Here is an 18,329-nt window from a genome sequence, read left to right on the forward strand (position 1 = left end):
TGCGCCAGGCATTACCGAGCGAGCCAGCCAGGGAGGCGTAGGGCGGGTCGAGGGAGCGCTGCCGGCCTGGCCTGGTCTAGCCCGGTCGGAGATGGCACAGATGAGTCCCATCCTGGCGGGTCACGACGCTCACAGCTCATCGGTGATCGCCAGCGGTTCCTGCCATTGACGGCGTGTCTGAGCCAGCGCCCGCGCTACATCCAGCTCGTACTCACCCTCCTTGATCCTGCCGCGCTTCAACAAATGGCGTCCCAGCAAATCATGAGCGTGGATCAGGGCCGCCATACGATGGGTAGGTTTCAGCTCCTCGATAGCGGCGCGGAAAGCCCGCTCTGCCCCGGACTGGCCACCAGGCGCTGCCCCTCGCTCTTGCTCCATTGCCTCAAGGATCTGGCCCTCGATCAGATAGGCTTCTGCGCGGCGCAGCGTATAGCTTTTGCGCGCCGCCTCGTGGGCCTGACGAACGTACTCCAGCGCCACCTCGTACTGCTGACATTGCAGCTCAAGACTGGCGAGATAAGCTGCTGCTGCCGCCACCACATTAGCCTCGCGCTTCTGACGGCGCTCCTCCAGGGTATTTTTCCCGGCGGGCACCGCGGCGGCCACTCGCGGCTGCCACCTCTCTAAAACCTCACGCAAACAGGCGCGGGCCTCGTCTAAACGGCCCAGGCCCTGGTAGATCAGGGCGATTTCGCAGCTCAGCAAGCTCTCGTTGATCTCATCCCCGATCGAGCGATAAAGTGTGCGAGCGTTCTCAGCATGGCGGAGCGCACGATACTTCAACTGCTCGGACTCGACGGCCCACTGCTCATCATCGCGATGGCTATCGGCGCGTTCGAACGAAACCAGAGCGATCCCCCAGTGAGCCTCAGCTACATAGTGAATGGGGGTTTCTGGTTGCATCAACTTCAGCACTGTCTCATAGTGATCGTTGGCCAGATCGAGATGGCCTAGCTCGCGGCAAGTCGCGGCCAGGTGCAGATGCAACAAAGTCGCCTCGTATACCTGCTCGGTTGGCAACCGCTCGGGGCGCAAAGCCGCGGCCTGGAAGAACTGCCGCTGAGCCTCTACGAACTCCCGCATGCTAAAGAAGCATTGCCCTTTAAGAGCGTAGAGCCTCCAGCGCAGCGAGGGGGGGGCGTGCTCAATATTGATGGTCTTGACCATATCCAGCGCTGCCTTAACATGTTTGCTCTCTAGCAGGCGGAGCGCATGGTTCAGTTTTTCTTCATTTTCCTTGTAGCGATTGGCCTCGGCCTCCGACTCGCGCTGCTGCTGAACCAGGACCATCAAATCGTCCAGAGGCAAGTTCAGCCGCTCGGCCAGGAAGCGCAGGCTTTCCGGCGAAGGCTCGACGCGGTTGCGCTCGATCTGCGAGATCAAGCTGGTGCTGTAGCGACCGTCAGCGACATCCGCCAGCGAGAGGCGTAGGCTCTGCCGTGCTGCGCGGATACGCCCTCCTAGCGTGTCAGGAGATACTCGCTTGGCTGGACGTGCCATACGTTCCTTCCGTCCTTCCCGTAGTCAGTCTCACTATGCTCGGCGCTGCCGCCCTCAGTCCAGGGCGGCTCGCTTGGCGTGGAGTCACCAGGCATAATGCGACACCCTTTTAAATGTAAAACGATTATAATCAATGATGGTCAAAATTTCAATCAATCTGCTAACCGTGTTGGTTGCTTTCCCCGCTACTGCCTGATGCAGCTCGCTCTTCTCCTCTTCTGACCTGATGCTGGGAAGAGGGCTGTGGGCCGGAGCGGAGATTAGAACTTTTGGTCCAAAACCCCCTTGACTTTCCCCGAACAAGGCTGTATCCTGTCTCGGCAAGAACAGCAAAGGCAAGAGAGGAACTTTCTCAGATGACTCGTTCCCCCCGGGCTAGCGCTGTTCCTACAGGGGAACCTGTAGGAATAGACGGACAACTTTCACTTTTTTCAGTAGGTACAGTTAGCGCAGAAGTCAAAGAGGAGCAGCAACCAGCGTTGCGCGCGCGGGCGGAGCAGGTCGAAAAGCAGGAGGAAGAGTTTCAGGATGGGGAGCGCCGTGGACGGGGCAGGGGAAGGAGCAGGGAAGGCGCAACCGCCCCCGATCCGAGTGGCTACTCGGCTGCCAATATCCAGGTGCTGGAGGGGCTAACGGCTATTCGCCATCGGCCTGGCATGTACATTGGCTCAACCTCGACCTCTGGACTGCTGCATCTGCTCTGGGAGGCCCTTGATAACGCTGTCGATGAGGCCGTGGCTGGCTATGGCCGCCACATCTGGGTACGTATCGAGCGTGATGGCCGGGTGACGGTGCGCGATGAGGGGCGCGGCATGCCTTTTGATCCCATGACCTATCAGGGCCGGACGCTGCCGGCGGCGACCGTCATCATGACCGTGCCGCACTCGGGCGGTAAATTCTCCGAAGGAGCCTACAAGACCGCTGGTGGCCTGCACGGGGTCGGCGCGACGGTGATTAATGCCCTCTCCGAAGAGCTGGAATTGACCATCTGGCGCAACGGACAGCAGTTCCGCCAGCGCTTCCAGCGCGGCCTTGCTCTGCCGCATGAGATCACCCCTTGTGATCCAGGCTTGCATGGGACGCAGCTCTGCTGGCTCTATGACCGGAGCATCTTCGATGCGGATGCCTACTATGCTCCCGAGGCGGTGCAGAGCCGGCTCAAGGCCGCCGCCTATCTCAATCGGGGGGTGGCTTTCCATCTCGATCTCTGGGACGAGGCCAGCGGGCAGCAGGTGCAGCATCTCTTTTATTCGCGCGAGGGTCTGCCCGATTATGTGCGCGACCTGGCCGCCGGTGGCGCTGCGGGTGGCCAGCCGCTCTTCAAGCAGGTGATCGCCATTGCCGGCGAGCGCGATGGCGTCCAGGTGGAGGTTGCGCTGCAGCCTACCACTGGCTTCAAAACGAGCCTGTTCAGCTATGCCAACGCCGTGCGCACGCGTGACGGCGGCGTCCATGAGACTGGCTTCAAGGCAGCCCTGACGCGCGTTGTGCATGACTATGCCCTCAAGTGGGGAATCATCAAAAGCCGTGACAAGGAGGGCTTCCGCCCCGAGGTCATTCAGCAGGGCCTTAACGCTGCCATCTCGGTCAAGCTGAGCAACCCACAGTTTCAGGGCCAGACCAAGGATCGCCTCAACAATGCCCCGGTTGAGGGTATCGTGCGCTCAATCGTCGATGAGGGACTCAAAGAGTGGTTTGAGCGCAATCCTGCTGCCGGTAAAGAATGGATCAAAAAGATCCAGCAAATGCAGAAAGCCCGTAACGAGGCGCAGCTGGTCGAGGAGCTGGCGCGCAGCGGCGAGAAGAAGAATGGTGAGCTCATCGACACCTCGCTCTCGCGCAAGTTTCTGAAGTGCAATACGAACGATCCAGCGCGCGCAGAACTCTTCATTGTCGAAGGTGACTCTGCCGGGGGCAGTGCCGGCCAGGGACGCTTTTCGGAGTACCAGGCGGTGCTCAAGCTGAAAGGGAAGCCCTTGAATGTGGCCAAGGCCGATCTGGAGCGCATTCTGCGCAACGAGGAGATTCGCACGATCATTAATGTCCTTGGCACGGGCACCCGCGACGCCTTCGATATCAGCAAGCTGCGCTTCCAGCGCATCATCATTGCTACCGATGCCGATGTCGACGGCCTCCATATTCAGTGTCTGCTGCTGACCCTCTTCCACCAGGAATTTAGCGAGCTGATCGAGCGTGGCCATGTCTACATCGCCTGCCCGCCGCTCTATTCGGTGCGCTATAGGGGGCGCGTCGTCTGGCTGCTGGACGACGAGGCGCGTCAACAATTTCTGGCGACGCATCCCGAGGCTCAGGGCCTGGAGTTCAAGCGCTATAAGGGGTTGGGGGAGATGAATCCCCAGGAATTGCGTGATACGACCTTCGATCCGGCTCAGCGCACCCTCAAGAGGGTGACGCTGGAGGATGCGGTCCTGGCCTCGAAGCTGGTGGCCGAGCTGATGGAGGATCGCAATGCAGAGGCCCGCCGCAGCTTTCTGGCTGAGCACGCGCGCAAGATCAGAGAAATCGATGTCTAGCGGTAGGAAGACAGGGACCGATCGATGACGGAGACAGAGCAAAGGATAGGAAGACGAATGGCACGCATGTCTGATCGTTCGGTTGAGCAGGGAACGATTCGCGAAGAAGACTTTGCGGTGCTACTGGCGCGCGCCTTCGCCACTTATGGGCTGTCGGTGGTGACCGATCGTGCCCTGCCGGATGCCCGCGATGGCCTCAAGCCGGTGCAGCGCCGTATTCTGACAGGGATGCGCGAGGCCGGCTATCGCTCCGATCGCCCCACAGTGAAGAGCGCCGAGGTAGTAGGGCTGATTCTGGGCAACTACCATCCTCACGGCGATGCCTCGGTCTATGAGGCCGCTGTGCGCCTGGCTCAGCCTTTTACTATGCGCTATCCCTTGATCGAAGGCCAGGGCAATATGGGCAGCGAGGATGGCGATGCGCCCGCCGCCTATCGCTATACAGAGATGCGTCTCTCGCCACTGGCCGAGGCGCTGATGGCCGATCTGGAATGTGAGACAGTGCCCCTGCACCCAACCTATAAGCAGGACCCGAAGGTCCTGGAGCCAGATTACTTACCGGGGCGCCTCCCGCCTGTGATTAACCCGTCTAGCGGCATCGCCGTCGGGCTGGCGACCAATATTCCACCCCATAACCTGGCCGAGGTCTTGCGGGCCTGTATCGCTCTGCTCGACCAGCCCGAGATGAGCGTTGAGCAGCTGATGAGCATCATCCAGGGGCCGGACTTTCCTCAAGGTGGGCGCGTAATCGGCCTCGATGGCATTCGCGACTACTTTACTACGGGCAAGGGTCGCATTGTGATCCGCGCTGAGGTGCGACTTGAGGAGACGCCGCGTAGTCGCTCACTGGTCATCGTGCAGATTCCGCCTGTGGGGCGCGATCGGGTGAAGGTCTCCATCGCTGAGGCCATCAATGCGGGCCGCGTTGAGGGGCTGCTGCCAGATGTGCGCGATGAGAGCGATGCCGAGAAGGGCACGCGCATTGTCCTCGACCTGCGGAAAGATGCTGATCCAGCGCGCGTGCTGACGCAGCTCTATCAGGAGACCGATCTGCAAGTTTCGCTCTCCTTCCAAATGGTCTTTCTTTTTGGGGAGCCGATGCAGCCGGCCCGCCAGCCGCGCCAGGTGGGCATGCTGGAGCTGCTCAACTATTGGAATGCCCATCAGGTGGATGTGCTGACGCGTCGCGCACAGTTTCAGCTGCGCAAGGCCCGCGAGCGCTTGCACGTCTTAGAGGGCCTGATTATAGGAGCGGCCAACGCTCAGGAGATCGTGCGCCTCTTCCAACAGGCCGAGGATCGCGCGGCGGCGCGCCGGGCCATCGAGGAGCGCTACAAACTGACGGCAGCTCAGTCGGAGGTGATCGCTGGGATGACGCTCTCTCAGGTGACGCGCCTGGACGCCCAGAAGTATGCCCGTGAACGCGAAGAGCTGCTGACGCGGGTGGCCGAGCTGGAGCATCTCTTGAGCGATCGACGGGCGCTGGTGGCGCTGCTCAAGAAAGAGATGCAGCAGTTGATCCGCCGCTTTGGCGATGCGCGCCGCACGGTCATTGATGCCCAGGCACGTGTCGATGAGCCGGTGCGCGAGGTGTTGCCACTGTATGAGCGAACGCCTCTGACGCTGGTGCTGACGCGGGCGGCCACGGTTAAGGCTCTGCCACCTGGCGCCTATGGATCGCGTCCGACGGAGCGCTATGGGCCGGTACGTGGCGACGAACAGCTGCGTCAGATCCTGGCAGGCTACTCTCAGGATGCTGTGCTCTGCGTCGCCTCCAGCGGGCGCGTCTTCCAACTGCCGGCTTTTCGCCTGCCACAGGCGACGCGCTCGGCCCGTGGTGAGCCGCTGGCTCGCTTGCTGGCCCTCAATCCTGATGAGGAGCTGGTAGCGCTTTTCACTCTGGAGGCGCACGAGGAGGATCGCTATCTGGTGACCTTCAGCCGCCAGGGGAAGGTGAAGAAGTCGCCGCTGAGCGAGTATCGCACAGTGGATGAGGAAGGCTTGCAAGATATGAAGCTGGCGGAGGGTGACGCGGTGGCAGTGGCCCTGCTGGTCAGGGCGGGTGGCGAGTATCTGGTCAGTAGCGAGAGCGGCCAGACCCTGCGCTTTGCCGATGAGAGTCTGCGCGCCCAGGGCCGCGCAGGTCAGGGCGTGATGGCCATGACCCTGGCTGCCGGCTCTCGCCTGGTGAGCGCCTGCTATCTGGGGCAGCCGCAAGGGCTGCCAGCAGAGGACGCCCGGCAGAGTGAGCAAGCTGACAGAGTGGCCGCTCCGACCGTGGCTTTGCTGGTCCTGAGCGAACAGGGCTATGCTAAGCGAGTACCTGTGGAAGATCTGCCCTTGCGTGGGCGGGCAACGGCTGGCGTGAGCACTCTGGCGCTTGTTCCGGGCGATCATCTGCTGACGACGCTCCTGGTCCAGCCCACGGATCAGCTACTCTTCATCTGGCGCCCAGAGGGCGCGAGCAAAGGCGAGCAAACACTGGTGCTGTACGCTCAAGAGATCCCCTTGCTGGGCCGCACTGGAGCTGCACAGCGCCTGGTTGAGGGCCGCCTGCTGGCAGCGGTCTTGTTGCCGCGTGCTCTCGATAGCTGAAGCTGCCAGGCTGGCGAAGGCAAGGCCAGGACCAGGGGCTTGCCCCCGCATGAACGCATGAAGAGGGGGACCGGACTGCGCTTCCAGTGTTAGCTGGAGGCTGGCCTTGACGCCAGACATTGCCTCTGCGGGCTTGGCTGAGCCGCTTTCCTGGGGCAATGCCTGGCGGGGTCCTCTCTTCGCAGAACACATGACTTTTTGGTGAACTTAGTTTACTCCCTTTGGAGAAAGCCGGAAGGGGAGGCGCAGTGTGGGCAGCAAAGAGCGGCGGGAGCGCGAACGCGAGGCCATGCGGCAGGCAATGCTGGAGGCGGCTCTGGTGATTGCCGCTCAGGAGGGCTGGCAGGCTGTCACCATGCGTCGAGTGGCTGAGCGCATCGATATAGTCCCTCCGCGCTCTATAAATACTTCGAAGATAAGGAGGCTATTCTCGAAACGCTGCTGGTGCAGGGCTTCGCGCGCTTGTTGGAGGAGCTACGCCAGGCCGCTGCTGAGGAGGAGGACCCAGAGGAGCGACTACTCCAGATTGCCTCTGCCTACTGGAGTTTCGTCTGGCGCAATCAGACGCTCTATGAGTTGATGTTTAGCCTGCATCAGGGGCAGCATGATATTAAGGAGGCTAAGGCCACCTTTGCCCTGGTGCGGTCGGCTCTGGCAAGCTGGAGCGAGGCCCAAGCCGTGGCCTTGCGCGATCTGGATGACGCCGTCGATATCCTCTGGTCCGCTCTGCATGGCCTGGTAAGCCTGGCGCTTGCCTTCCTGATCTACGGTGGCCCACCTCGCGCTCAGTTACTTCTGAAACGGGCGGTACACGATCTGCTGCGTGCCTGGAAACAGGCTCCCTCGTCCTAATTTTTTTTGAAGTACGGTGAACTTAGTTCTCTTTATTAACAACGTTAACGAGATGTCGCGATGATGCTCTGGACGCTCCTCTTTGAGCTGCTGCTGCGGGCGATCGCCGCCGGCCAGCGGCAGCGGGCTTTCACTATGCCGCTGCGCCTGCTATTCCTCCTGGAGCGCTGGCTGCCAGTCCTCAGCGAACGCCTCTGTGCCGGCATGTCGCTCTAGCTGGTGGGCACCCGCTCCGCTGCCAACGCTTTGGCGCCGCCTGGGCTGACGAGAAGCAAGCGGCCTGCGCTGACCTGTCAGCGGCTCGCTTGACCTCCGCTCTGCTGAAGGTGTGAGGCAGTTTGGAAGCTCGTGGTATGGCTTGCTCTTCCCGGTGAGTCTTGCAGCACTCGTAAAAGGCCCTTGCTTGATGGAGATGAATTCTGCGCCTCGCTATACTGGGGGTAAAGACCGGACGGCTGCACTGGCCAAGCGGTTATAAGAGATTTTCCTGATCCTTATGGTAATAGCGAGTCATGGGGATCAGGTGCCATGTGGTCGAACTAAACGGATTATCAAGGCAAAACGAGGAGATAGAATCATGCCGCGAATGACAAGGCGCAGTTTCCTCAAGCGAACCTCCGTCGGCGTGGCCGCCGGAAGCGCCCTGGTGGGGGCTTTTGCTGTGGCAAAGCCAGTTGAAGCGCAGTCAGCAGGGGCAAGTACTGCAGGAGCGGGGCGGATGACGTATGCCGACCTGGCATCCGCCCCGGCGAACGACGAGCCTCTGGTGCTGCATGTGCGTCAACGTAGCACAGGAGAAGTCAGTATTCTCACCGGCACACGCGAAATCACCTATCGCGATCCACGCCTGGTTGCTCACCTCCTCAAGAGGGTTGCACGGCCATGATCATCGCCTGCATGTGGCAGGGGAAGGAGAGGTAAGGTCAATGTCATCCCATCGCGAAGCTCCAGAGATTGCCAAAGATCCGGTTGCTGACAACACTGACGTCTATGCCTTTGTCAGCCCAGACAGGCCGGAGACAGTTACCCTGATCGCCAACTACATTCCGCTCCAGGAGCCAGCCGGAGGCCCTAACTTTTATGAATTTGGCGATGATGTCCTCTATGAGATCCACATCGACAACGACGGCGACGCCCTGGCCGATATTACCTATCAATTTCGCTTTGAGACGGAGGTACGCAACCCCGATACCTTTCTCTACAATACTGGACCGATCACTGCGCTCGACAGCCCTAACTGGAACCGGCGTCAGTTCTACACGGTGACGCGCCTCGAAGAGGACGGTACCAGCAAAGTATTGGGGCGGCACCTGGCCTGTCCGCCTTGCAACATTGGACCACTCTCAACACCCCACTATGAGGAACTGGCCAAAGCAGCTATTCATCAGCTGCCGGGCGGCGGTCAGGTCTTCGCTGGTCAGCGCAACGAAGGTTTCTACGTGGACCTGGGGGCTATTTTCGATCTGCTCGACATTCGCCCGTTGCAGAATCTGCATCTCTTCCCGCGACCTCCACAGCCGGGGGTTGATGCTACCAAAGATCTCAACGTTCACAGTATCGCCCTGCAGGTGCCCAAATCCAGCCTGACGCGTGAGGGCTATGCCGCTGCCGATCACAAAAATCCGCGCTCGGTCATCGGGGTTTGGGCCTCAGCCAGCCGCCAGAAGGTGACTCTGCACGACCATGAGCAAGAGCCTGCCCATACGGGGCCTTGGGTGCAGGTCTCACGCCTGGGCAACCCTCTCTTCAACGAGGTCATTGTCCCGCTAGGCCAGAAGAACCTCTGGAATCGCCTGGCTCCCAAAGATGACGCTGCCTTCGTCAAGTACGTCGAGCATCCAGAAGTAGCGCGCCTGCTGCCTGTACTCTACCCCGGCGTCTTCCCGCACCTGCAGGCGTTGACGGCGCCGCGCGCTGACCTGGTTGCCATTCTGCTCACGGGAATCCCCGCCGGCCTCATTGACGGCTTCCAGAACTTCACCGGCTCGAAGCCTGCTGACCTGCTACGGCTGAACGTAGCCATTCCGCCCTCCAGCAAGCCGAACATCTTCGGTATTCTCGGCGGCGACCTGGCTGGTTTCCCCAATGGGCGGCGCGTCTTCGACGACGTGGTGACCATTGAACTGCGGGCTGTGGCGGGGGCCACCTATCCGCTCATCGATCATAACTATACGCCCGATGCCGCCGTCTCCAAGCTCACCGGAGGCGTTCCTCCGCGCACCAACTACCTCAAGCACTTTCCTTACTTAGCCACGCCCAAGAGTGGCTTTGATGTTCCGGCGAGCTGAAGGCCAGGGCGGTCCAGCCTGGGAGAGGCCCCGGTCAGCCTGCCGGGCGCCGAGCATGGCTGGCCGCCCATCTTGTCCAGTGCCAGCAGCCAGGCTGCCCTCATGGCCCAGCCGAGTCAGGCGCCTGGCTCGTCCTGCTGGTCTACCGTGCAGCACTGCCAGCGCAGTAACTGGTGACAGGCCCACCACAGCAATGATGATGGGAGGGATGGAGAGAAGAGATGGAGGAAAGTCAGTCTTTTTTTGAGCGTGTTCACAGTGAACCCGTGGTTCTGGAAATTGGCGGCGAAGTCGGGGCCCTGGTCCTCTATACTGGCCCCGAGCTGCGTGGCAAAGAGATCGAGGTAAGTCCCGTGCACGAGCCGCAGCGACGTACCCACACGGCGGTATTAGAGCGACATTTCAACGGCAAGCAGCTCTTCGCTGCCGTTTTTGCGGCTCTGCCTGCCGGCGTCTATACCTTGTGGAACCTCGATGGCCAGGCGGCGGGCACGGTAGCCATCAAGGGGGGCTGCGTCAACGAAGTCGATTGGCGGCAGCCTCGACAGGCGAGCACAGGCCACTGAAGCCAGCATAAGAGGCCGGGTACTCTGCCACCGCTGCAACCACGAGGCGGCATTGCGCTTTCACTGCGCGTTAGCTATAATTGGCGATGGAAGCGTCAGGACGATCGGTGCTGCGGCGATTACCCTCTCCGCCCGTCGTCTCCCCAGGCAAAAGAGCTGGTCGGCCTCAGCCAGCTAGCAGGAGTGGAGCGCAGGCAGGAGAAACAGGCGCTACAGCCACGCTCCGTTTGATGTGCTCGATCGTCCTGTCGTGTAGCGCCGCTGTACTCGCTAGGGGAGCTTGGTGCAGCCAGGCTGAGAACACCACCGGAGTGTGTGGGGGACCCTGAACCAACCTGATCTGGGTAATGCCAGCGAAGGGAACGCGGGTGATTGAGAAAACTGTGACCTCGTCAGCAGCTGTCATAGTTTTCTGCTTCCCCTTCATTCATCCTGCAATCGGCGATTCCTGGCCTGAACGCTCTCCCCGCGCTTGATCCGCTTTGTGGAGGTCAGGTCATTATGTCTGCCGCTGAAAGGCCAGCCACATCTGCAGGCGGCAGTCTCTCCGCTCGTCTGCGTGAGAGCGTCCTGCCCCTGTGGCAGCGCCAGTTGCAACATCCCTTTGTTGTCGCCCTCGGCGACGGCTCCCTGCCGCGCGCCAATTTCGAGTTCTATATCCGGCAAGATGCCCTCTTTCTGGACGTGCTGGCGAAATGTTTCGCCTATGCGGCGACACGGAGCGAGGATCATGCCGAGATCGAGCAATTTGGTCGTCTGCTGCTCAACACCCTCGTGGTCGAGCAGGATCTGCACCGCCGTTACGGCGAGCGCTTTGGCTTGACGCCTGAGCAGATGGCCGCCACGCCGATGGCGCCCACCAACTACGCCTATACCCGCCATCTTCTGACGATCGCTACCACTGGCTCTCTCCCCGAGATCATCACCTCCATGCTGCCCTGTGCCTGGATCTACGCCGAGGTAGGCACGCATCTCACGGGCAACAGGCCGCCTGCCCCTGGTCATCCTTATGCCGATTGGCTACGTACCTATGCCGATCCCGAATTCGATGCCGTGGGGCGCTGGCTGCGCGAACGTCTGGATCTGCACGCTGAGCGCCTCTCGGCGGCAGCCATTGCCCGTCTCTACGAGATTTTTCGCATCAGCACCTGCTATGAATGGCTCTTTTGGGAAATGGCCTGGCGACAAGAGCAATGGCTGGCCTGATCGCCCAGGGCAGGGAATATTGCCAGGGACTGGTAATGTCATCGAGATAACAGAAGAGCGAGGAAGAGCATGAGTGAAGAGCAGCGACACCCGCGGGCGTTAACCATCGCTGGCTCGGATTCGTCCGCGGGGGCCGGCATTCAGGCCGATCTCAAGACCTTCGCCGCCCTGGAGGTCTACGGTCTCTCAGCCATCACGGCCATCACGGCCCAGAACACCCTGGGGGTGCGGGCCGCTTTCGAACTGCCACCGGAGCTAGTTGAGGCCCAGATCGACGCGGTGCTCGAAGACATCGGAGCCGATGCTGCCAAGACTGGCATGCTCGCTACTGCCCCCATTATTGAAGCAGTCGCCCGCAGCGTCGCTCGCTGGAAACTGCGACTGGTTGTTGATCCAGTGATGGCTGCCAAAAGTGGAGACCCGCTGCTGCGGCCCGAGGCGGTTGCGGCCCTGCGCGGTGTCTTGCTACCTCTGGCGGAGGTGGTAACGCCCAATCTGCCGGAGGCTGAGATGCTGACCGGACGGCATATCGAGACGCTGGAGGAGATGCGTGAGGCGGCCCGGGCTATCCACGATCGCGGAGCGCGCCACGTCGTTGTCAAAGGCGGGCACCGTCTGGATGCCCCGATCGATGTCTACTTTGATGGAACCGGCTTCAGTGAATTGCGCGCCGAGCGCATTGAGACCCGTCATACCCACGGCACCGGCTGCACCTTCTCGGCTGCCATTGCCGCCTTCCTGGCGCACGGGCTCTCTGTTGCCGAGGCAGTAGCTGAGGCCAAGCGCTATGTGACCGAAGCTATCCGGCATGCCCCAGGTCTCGGTCACGGTCACGGACCCACCGAGCACTTCTGGCAATGGAGGCAGAGCAAAGAGGCACAGACACGATGAATCAGCAGCAAGAAGACAACAATACTGGCCTGGGAAAGCTAGAAGGGCTGGCATCCCTGGTGGGGATCATTCGCGCCCGCAAGCCCCTGGTGCATCATATCACCAACATGGTGGTGATGAACGACACCGCCAACGTAACACTCGCCATCGGGGCCTTGCCCGTCATGGCCCATGCGCGCGAAGAAGTGGAAGAGATGGTCCGCCTCGCCAGCGCCCTGGTGCTCAACATCGGAACCCTTGTGCCTGAGCAGATCGAGGCCATGCTCCTGGCTGGCCGACAAGCGAATGAGCGGCAGATCCCCATTGTCCTCGATCCCGTCGGCGCCGGGGCCACACGCCTGCGCACCGAAAGCGCTCTCCGCCTGCTGCGAGAGCTGCACATCATGGCTCTGCGCGGCAACGCCTCCGAGATCGGGGCCTTACTGGGTGTGGAGGGCGAAACGCGCGGCGTCGAGTCGATCTCGTTGTCCGAGGAGCGGGAAAGCGTCGCCCAGCGGGCGGCGCGCCAGTTCGGCTGCTGTGTAACGATCACTGGAGCGCGCGACGTCATCAGCGATGGTCGGCGCCTGGCCTACGTCGAGAACGGTCATCCCTTGCTGGCCAGCATTACCGGCAGCGGCTGTATGGCTACTACTCTGGTGGCGGCCTTCCTCGCCGTGGAGCCGGATGCCTGGAAGGCCAGCATCGCTGCTCTTGTTACCCTCGGCCTGGCCGGCGAGCTGGCTGCCCAGAAGGCGGCGGGCCCCGGCACCTTCCGCTCCCATCTGATCGATGCCATCGCCGCTCTTGACGAGGAGACCATTCGTCGTGGACAGAAAGTGAGAGTGATCGCCTGATGGTGGAGCTATTGCCCTGTGGCTGGAAGCGCGAGGAGTTGATTCCGCGTCTGGCGTTGCATGTCCTCACCGACCGCGAGTGGTCGCGGGGGCGCGATATGCAGACCATGGCCGCGGCGGCCTTAGCTGGCGGGGCCACCATTATCCAACTGCGCGATAAGCAGGCGACAACGCGCACCCTGGTTGAGGAGGGCCTGGCGCTGCGCGAGCTGACCCGTCATCACGGTGCCTTGCTGATTGTCAACGACCGTGTTGATGTGGCGCTGGCGATCGAGGCCGACGGCGCTCACGTAGGGCAGGACGACATGCCCGTGGCGCTGGCTCGCAAGCTGCTAGGTCCCGGGCGCATCCTCGGCGTTTCGGCAGGTAACCTCGCAGAGGCCGAGCAGGCGGTAGCCGCCGGGGCGGACTACCTGGGAGTCGGCCCGATCTATCCGACGCGCGGCAAGGCCGATGCCGGCCCGGCCACCGGTCCCGCGCTCCTGCAAGCTATCAGTGCCCGCTATCAAGTGCCGCTGGTGGCGATTGGCGGGATTACGGCGGCCAACACGCCGGAGGTGATTGCGGCGGGCGCCTGTGGTGTCGCCGTCATCACCTCCGTTGTCGCTGCCGAGGACATCACCGCGGCAGCGCAAGCTATTGCCGAGCAGGTCAGGGTGGCGCGGGCCGCGGCTGGTCTGACCGGGGAAGCGACCTAGGTAGGCCTGGCCTGGCCGGGCGTCGTGAAATGATCCCAGCTCTGTACTGATAGCGGCTCCTCGCGTCCATCTGGCCAGCGCAGACGGAGGCCGCGAGCGGCCTCCGTAATCTGGCCAATGGGGGTGATGGGAGCCGCCCCTGCCGCGGCGAAACGCGCTTGTACGCGCTCTTCGTAGCCCGGAGCGACCGTAAAGAGCAGCTCATAATCCTCGCCACCGTGCAGCGCCCAGGCCAGCGGATCGCGCCCCAGGGTCGCGGCCAGAGCTTGCAGCTCCGTGGAGAGGGGCAAACGAGCCACCTCGATGCTAGCTCCCACGCCGCTGCGCTCACAGATATGGCCCAGGTCGCCGCTCAGGCCATCGCTCACATCGATGAGGGCCGTCACAATCTGCGGGCCGAGCTGGCTCAACAGGCGTCCCTCGGCCAGGCGAGGTCGTGGCACGCGATGGACGGCGCGCAGCCGCTCGCAGGCCGTCGGAGGATAAGGATGGTCTGGATAGAGCAGTGAATGTAGACCAGCCGCCGAGTCACCTGGATAACCGGTCACGAAAATGGTATCGCCAACGCGAGCGCCAGCACGCGTCAGCACCCGCCCACGCTCGCTCTCTCCAAGTAAGGTGATATCGATTGCCAGTGTCTCCGCGGCTCCAGTGCCGCTGACGTTGCCGCCAATGATCAACGTCTGAGCGGCGGCCGCTTCCTGGCGCAGGCCGCTGTAGATTCCTTCCAGGACCTCCAGCGGGCACCGACGCGGAATATGCAGGGAGACCAGGGCGTAGCGCGGCTCACCACCCATCGCCGCAATATCACTGAGGTTGATGGCCAACGCCTTCCGCCCGATCTCCTGTGGCGAGGAGGTGTGCAGCGTAAAATGCACCCCTTCGACCTGGCTGTCACAGGTCAGCAGCAAGAGCCGTGGACCGCCAGTATCGAGGACGGCGCAGTCATCTCCAATGCCAACCACAACCTCCTCGCGCGAGGGCAAGCCGGCTGTCAGACGGGCAATTAACTCAAATTCGCTCCAGGTCCCTGCAGACATCGCTTGGCAGTACCTCCAGGCTTCTCTCTGTCTATCACTTGTCTGTCGCTCCTTCCTTGTTCTCCAAACGAGGACAGCGCAGGCCCGCCGGGCAGCCGGGCCGCAGCAAGGAAGAGAAAACGCGCGGGCGCTCCCTCTAGCCAGGGTGCGCTATAGTCTCTGGTAGAGAACAGCGTATGCTATCTTCCAGTCTTACCGCACGGAGAAACAGCCCATGCAAACGATCATCAGCCTTCTCGGGCAGGTCCACATTCCTGCAATCATTGCGGCGCTGCTTCTCTGCCTGAGCTATCTGCCGCCCCTCTGGCGAGAGCTGCGGCAGCCCCAGGCGGGGGAGCGCCCCGGTCAGGCACGCTGGCGCCTGCTAGCCTTCCTCGGGGCCATTGGCGCCATGCTCGCGGTCCTGGTGACCCCCATTGATCATCTGGCGCGTAGTCAGCTCTTTCTCATGCACATGCTCCAGGTGATTGTCCTGAGCACTATCTGCGCCCCCCTGCTCCTGCTCGCCCTGCCGACTGCCCTGGCCAAGCGGCTCCAGGTGAGCGAGGATCAGGCCAGGGTCAACGGGCCTGCACTCCTTCGCTGGCTGACCCGCCCCTTGCCGGCCTCCATACTCTACAACGGCCTCTTCCTCCTCTGGCATCTGCCGCCGCTTTACCTCGCGATCAGCGAGCAAGCGTTCCTCTATGATCTCGCCCTGGTGATCCTGCTGCCGCTGGCCTTACTCAACTGGTGGCCATTGCTCGGCCCCACAGATGAAAAGCTGCGCCTCAGCTACCCGGCCCAGATGCTCTACGCCTTTCTCGATGGGCAACCGATTGACATCTTTGCCTTCCTGCTTGTCTTCTCGGGGACCCTCTTCTACCCTATCTACGCCCAGCAGCCGCATCCGCTTATTGCTCCACTCAGCGATCAGGAGGCCGCTGGGGCCATGTTACTTGTGCCAGGCCTTGTGGACCTGCTCGTCATGACGCCTCTCTTCTTTCGCTGGCTGGCTGTGCTTGAAGAGAAAGCCAGGGTGCGCGATCAGCAGCTTCAGCAGGCGCTGGAGGCAGAAGAGCAACAGCGAGCATTGTCAGAAGACCGGCAAACAGCGCCTTCTCCCGGCTCACCGCGCTCGGAGTGACTGCGAAAAGCATGCTCTCTGGCAACCGACTGGTTGAGGGCAGACAGACCGACAGACAGACTGACTGACGAAGATCGGAGCCTGTCCTCAACCAGCCTCAGATGGCTAAGCGCTCCGCGGCCCTTTGGCTGTTTCTTCCAGAGTCGGTCGCCTGAAAGGAGGCGGACGAAAGTGAAAGGGGGCACTCAGGCGCTACCACGTTTCAGCGCTGGCACCCCTTGCGGGCGCAGCCGTGGGCGTAGCGAACGCAGAAGAGCCAGCACCAGCGAACCATCATGCTGGTGGACGCGGTAGAGCGCCAGGCCAACCTTGGGCAGGCTCAGCGTCTCCGGATAGACCAGATAACGACTTTCCCAGCGCGGCTGAAACTTCTTCTTAAAGGCCAGGAGTGAAGGGCCACCTGTCAGGCCGGAGAGGCGGCCCGTCAGAAAACTGATGCTCGCCGCCAGCAGCGTCTCATCCTCCTCCTGATTGCAATTGCTTAAGGGAGCCAGCCCCAGGCTTACCACCTCTGCCCCCTGCTCCTTCAGGAAAAAGAGTGAGCGGGTCAGCAGCAGCTCCATCGTACCAGGAACCGCTTGAGATGAGCGACGCATCAAATCCAAGGCCCAGCCACGGCGCCCGTAGATCGGGACAAACGAGACAAAGGCGTGGACTGTTTGCTCTTGATCGATGGCCAGCGCATAGAGCTGAGGAGATGTCTCGAACGGATGGAAACGGCTCATACTGAAGCCCATTTCTGTGCCGCCCTTTTGCTGGAGCCACTCGCGGGAGATACGAGCCATTTGCGTCACATGCTCAGAGGAGGTCACACGCCCCTCGTAGAAAACCACTGTTAGCCCGGCCTTCTCAGCACGACGGGCGCTCGTCCGCAGATTCGCCATTGCACTACCCTGGAGCGAAAAGGAAGGCAGCTCAACGATGGCATCCTCACCAATCTTCAGCAGATGCAGACCAGCGGCGCGATAATAAGGAGCCAGCTCGGCACGCACCTGCCAGAAGACCGGAGTCCAATCCTGAAGCTCGCAGAAAGCCAGAAACTGGCGGATCAGTCCCGGCAGCTCGGCCTCTGGTCCTACGGGATCACCGGCCACCACCGCCGTCGTCCCCTGGAGCACAAAACCGATCACTGACCGACCCGAATCCGCGAAGAAAAAAGACTTTTCACCGACCAGCAAGTGATAAGAAATCGAATTCTGACCGTAGAGGCGGACCAGTTCCTCAACGCGCTGGCGTTCCTCGGTCTGCGAGAGCAAAGCCGCCGCCACCGGGCGAAAAATCTGCCACATCCCATAACCCACGGCACTCATACACAGTAGCGGGAGCGCACGTGCAAAAAGAAAAGCCGGGGTCCCACGTGGAAAATGGAGATGGGCCCGGCTCAACAGTCCCAAAAGGACCGTCTCCAGACCCCAGCGGTCGATCAATGGCTCGAAATCGCTGTAGAGCGTTAAGAAGCCGCCAAGCGTGTAGAAAAAGACGATGCCCAGGCCCAGGGCCAGCACCACATAGCCGCGAAAGATCGAAGGAGGGTCACTGCGAGCCTGGAAGAGGGGAGAGCAGCAGCCCAGCAGGGCAGCCAACGTCAGAACGAGGAGAGAAGGGAGCGGCAAACCGGCCCTGGGATGGTAGAGCAATAGGGCTGAGAGCACTAACAAGAGCAAGGTCATCAGCCAGGCCTGGCGCTTACCGCGCGCCAAACCATAAGAGAGCATCAGCAGAAAGAAGCCTACCACCGCGGTCAAAGGATGGGCGTGCGGGTGAGAGACAGCCAGCGCGCCTAGCCAGGCATTGGGGAGGATATCCCAGGCTGCCAGGGCAGGCATAAACAGAGAAAGCATATCCACCAATCCCACCAGACCGATCACCACGACGATCCCCAGGCGGCTCAGGCGGCGAAGCTGTTGATGTGCAGCAACGCTGCGAGAAAAAACAACCCCTAGCATGGAATTTCTTCTTCAACTTCCCTTCTATACTGAGCGATCAAGTTGCCTGTTCTGTCAAAGAAACAATGCAGGCCGCTTCCATGCGGTCCAGCGATAAGCTACCTGAAAGGCGCCTGGAGATATCTTTTCCCAGGAGAGTCGGCTCACTCCTTTCAGGTTCTTCTTCTCTTTCTGCTAGAGTTAGACGTAGAAACAGGTAGAAAAGTTGCGATGGCTAGGAGTTCTGGAGGGTCGGCCCGCCTGGAAAGCTC

15 protein-coding genes and 1 riboswitch are annotated in these 18,329 nt (G+C 61.4%); of the genes, 12 read left to right on the forward strand and 3 right to left on the reverse strand.

Annotation, left to right across the window (positions count from 1 at the left end):
- Positions 1-129: 129 nt before the first annotated feature.
- Positions 130-1,500 carry a helix-turn-helix domain-containing protein gene (locus tag A4R35_RS21855; protein ID WP_112433217.1) on the reverse strand — a complete coding sequence of 457 codons (1,371 nt, stop codon included), beginning with the start codon at positions 1,498-1,500 and terminating at the stop codon, positions 130-132.
- 479 nt (positions 1,501-1,979) lie between these two features.
- On the opposite strand from A4R35_RS21855, the gene A4R35_RS21860 reads away from it, so the two are divergent.
- From A4R35_RS21860 to thiE, 11 genes are all read left to right on the forward strand, one after another.
- Positions 1,980-4,034: a DNA gyrase/topoisomerase IV subunit B gene (locus tag A4R35_RS21860; protein ID WP_223258445.1), complete on the forward strand. Its 2,055-nt coding sequence runs from the start codon at positions 1,980-1,982 to the stop codon at positions 4,032-4,034.
- Positions 4,035-4,091: 57 nt separating this feature from the next.
- A complete protein-coding gene (locus A4R35_RS21865) occupies positions 4,092-6,629 on the forward strand; it encodes a DNA gyrase/topoisomerase IV subunit A (protein ID WP_112433221.1) in 2,538 nt (845 codons plus the stop codon).
- A 462-nt stretch (positions 6,630-7,091) separates the two neighbouring features.
- A complete protein-coding gene (locus A4R35_RS21870; RefSeq protein ID WP_189362169.1) occupies positions 7,092-7,481 on the forward strand; it encodes a TetR-like C-terminal domain-containing protein in 390 nt (129 codons plus the stop codon).
- Positions 7,482-7,541: 60 nt separating this feature from the next.
- Positions 7,542-7,697 (forward strand): hypothetical protein, encoded by a 156-nt coding sequence (locus A4R35_RS24435; protein WP_189362171.1) that lies wholly within the window; start codon positions 7,542-7,544, stop codon positions 7,695-7,697.
- Positions 7,698-8,058: 361 nt separating this feature from the next.
- Positions 8,059-8,367, forward strand: coding sequence for a twin-arginine translocation signal domain-containing protein (locus A4R35_RS21875; protein ID WP_189362173.1), 309 nt, complete (start codon positions 8,059-8,061; stop codon positions 8,365-8,367).
- A gap of 40 nt (positions 8,368-8,407) precedes the next feature.
- Positions 8,408-9,769, forward strand: a complete 1,362-nt coding sequence (locus A4R35_RS21880) for a DUF4331 domain-containing protein (RefSeq protein ID WP_112433227.1) — start codon at positions 8,408-8,410, stop codon at positions 9,767-9,769.
- Between the two features lie 221 nt (positions 9,770-9,990).
- The gene (locus A4R35_RS21885; RefSeq protein ID WP_112433229.1) at positions 9,991-10,335 is read left to right on the forward strand and encodes a phospholipase; all 345 of its coding nucleotides are present in this window, start codon (positions 9,991-9,993) and stop codon (positions 10,333-10,335) included.
- A gap of 262 nt (positions 10,336-10,597) precedes the next feature.
- A riboswitch (TPP riboswitch) is annotated at positions 10,598-10,715 on the forward strand.
- Between the two features lie 121 nt (positions 10,716-10,836).
- Positions 10,837-11,541, forward strand: coding sequence for a thiaminase II (tenA, locus tag A4R35_RS21890; RefSeq protein WP_112433231.1), 705 nt, complete (start codon positions 10,837-10,839; stop codon positions 11,539-11,541).
- A gap of 69 nt (positions 11,542-11,610) precedes the next feature.
- On the forward strand, positions 11,611-12,432 hold the full coding sequence (gene thiD, locus A4R35_RS21895) for a bifunctional hydroxymethylpyrimidine kinase/phosphomethylpyrimidine kinase (protein ID WP_112433233.1): 822 nt from the start codon (positions 11,611-11,613) through the stop codon (positions 12,430-12,432).
- Positions 12,429-13,268 (forward strand): hydroxyethylthiazole kinase, encoded by an 840-nt coding sequence (thiM, locus tag A4R35_RS21900; protein ID WP_112433235.1) that lies wholly within the window; start codon positions 12,429-12,431, stop codon positions 13,266-13,268. The genes thiD and thiM overlap by 4 nt, the downstream gene beginning before the upstream one ends.
- Positions 13,268-13,966 carry a thiamine phosphate synthase gene (gene thiE / locus A4R35_RS21905; RefSeq protein WP_112433237.1) on the forward strand — a complete coding sequence of 233 codons (699 nt, stop codon included), beginning with the start codon at positions 13,268-13,270 and terminating at the stop codon, positions 13,964-13,966. Before thiM ends, thiE begins: the two co-directional genes overlap by 1 nt.
- On the opposite strand, the gene thiL is transcribed toward thiE, so the two are convergent.
- On the reverse strand, positions 13,963-15,006 hold the full coding sequence (gene thiL, locus A4R35_RS21910) for a thiamine-phosphate kinase (protein WP_112433239.1): 1,044 nt from the start codon (positions 15,004-15,006) through the stop codon (positions 13,963-13,965). The two genes, thiE and thiL, sit on opposite strands and share 4 nt — an antisense overlap.
- A 214-nt stretch (positions 15,007-15,220) precedes the next feature.
- Between thiL and A4R35_RS21915 the strand changes: the two genes are divergently transcribed.
- Positions 15,221-16,132, forward strand: coding sequence for a cytochrome c oxidase assembly protein (locus tag A4R35_RS21915; protein ID WP_112433241.1), 912 nt, complete (start codon positions 15,221-15,223; stop codon positions 16,130-16,132).
- 185 nt (positions 16,133-16,317) lie between these two features.
- On the opposite strand, the gene A4R35_RS21920 is transcribed toward A4R35_RS21915, so the two are convergent.
- Positions 16,318-18,078: a bifunctional lysylphosphatidylglycerol flippase/synthetase MprF gene (locus A4R35_RS21920; protein WP_112433243.1), complete on the reverse strand. Its 1,761-nt coding sequence runs from the start codon at positions 18,076-18,078 to the stop codon at positions 16,318-16,320.
- Between the last annotated feature and the right edge of the window lie 251 nt (positions 18,079-18,329).

It is taken from the genome of Thermogemmatispora tikiterensis (genome assembly GCF_003268475.1).
Classification (GTDB): domain Bacteria; phylum Chloroflexota; class Ktedonobacteria; order Ktedonobacterales; family Ktedonobacteraceae; genus Thermogemmatispora; species Thermogemmatispora tikiterensis.

Bases quoted from the DNA above. Each gene is read 5' to 3' on its own strand.
- A4R35_RS21855 (WP_112433217.1), bottom strand. From the start codon at position 1,500: ATGGCACGTCCAGCCAAGCGAGTATCTCCTGACACGCTAGGAGGGCGT.
- A4R35_RS21865 (WP_112433221.1), top strand. From the start codon at position 4,092: ATGGCACGCATGTCTGATCGTTCGGTTGAGCAGGGAACGATTCGCGAA.
- A4R35_RS24435 (WP_189362171.1), top strand. From the start codon at position 7,542: ATGATGCTCTGGACGCTCCTCTTTGAGCTGCTGCTGCGGGCGATCGCC.
- A4R35_RS21875 (WP_189362173.1), top strand. From the start codon at position 8,059: ATGCCGCGAATGACAAGGCGCAGTTTCCTCAAGCGAACCTCCGTCGGC.
- A4R35_RS21880 (WP_112433227.1), top strand. From the start codon at position 8,408: ATGTCATCCCATCGCGAAGCTCCAGAGATTGCCAAAGATCCGGTTGCT.
- A4R35_RS21885 (WP_112433229.1), top strand. From the start codon at position 9,991: ATGGAGGAAAGTCAGTCTTTTTTTGAGCGTGTTCACAGTGAACCCGTG.
- tenA (WP_112433231.1), top strand. From the start codon at position 10,837: ATGTCTGCCGCTGAAAGGCCAGCCACATCTGCAGGCGGCAGTCTCTCC.
- thiD (WP_112433233.1), top strand. From the start codon at position 11,611: ATGAGTGAAGAGCAGCGACACCCGCGGGCGTTAACCATCGCTGGCTCG.
- thiM (WP_112433235.1), top strand. From the start codon at position 12,429: ATGAATCAGCAGCAAGAAGACAACAATACTGGCCTGGGAAAGCTAGAA.
- thiE (WP_112433237.1), top strand. From the start codon at position 13,268: ATGGTGGAGCTATTGCCCTGTGGCTGGAAGCGCGAGGAGTTGATTCCG.
- thiL (WP_112433239.1), bottom strand. From the start codon at position 15,006: ATGTCTGCAGGGACCTGGAGCGAATTTGAGTTAATTGCCCGTCTGACA.
- A4R35_RS21915 (WP_112433241.1), top strand. From the start codon at position 15,221: ATGCAAACGATCATCAGCCTTCTCGGGCAGGTCCACATTCCTGCAATC.
- A4R35_RS21920 (WP_112433243.1), bottom strand. From the start codon at position 18,078: ATGCTAGGGGTTGTTTTTTCTCGCAGCGTTGCTGCACATCAACAGCTT.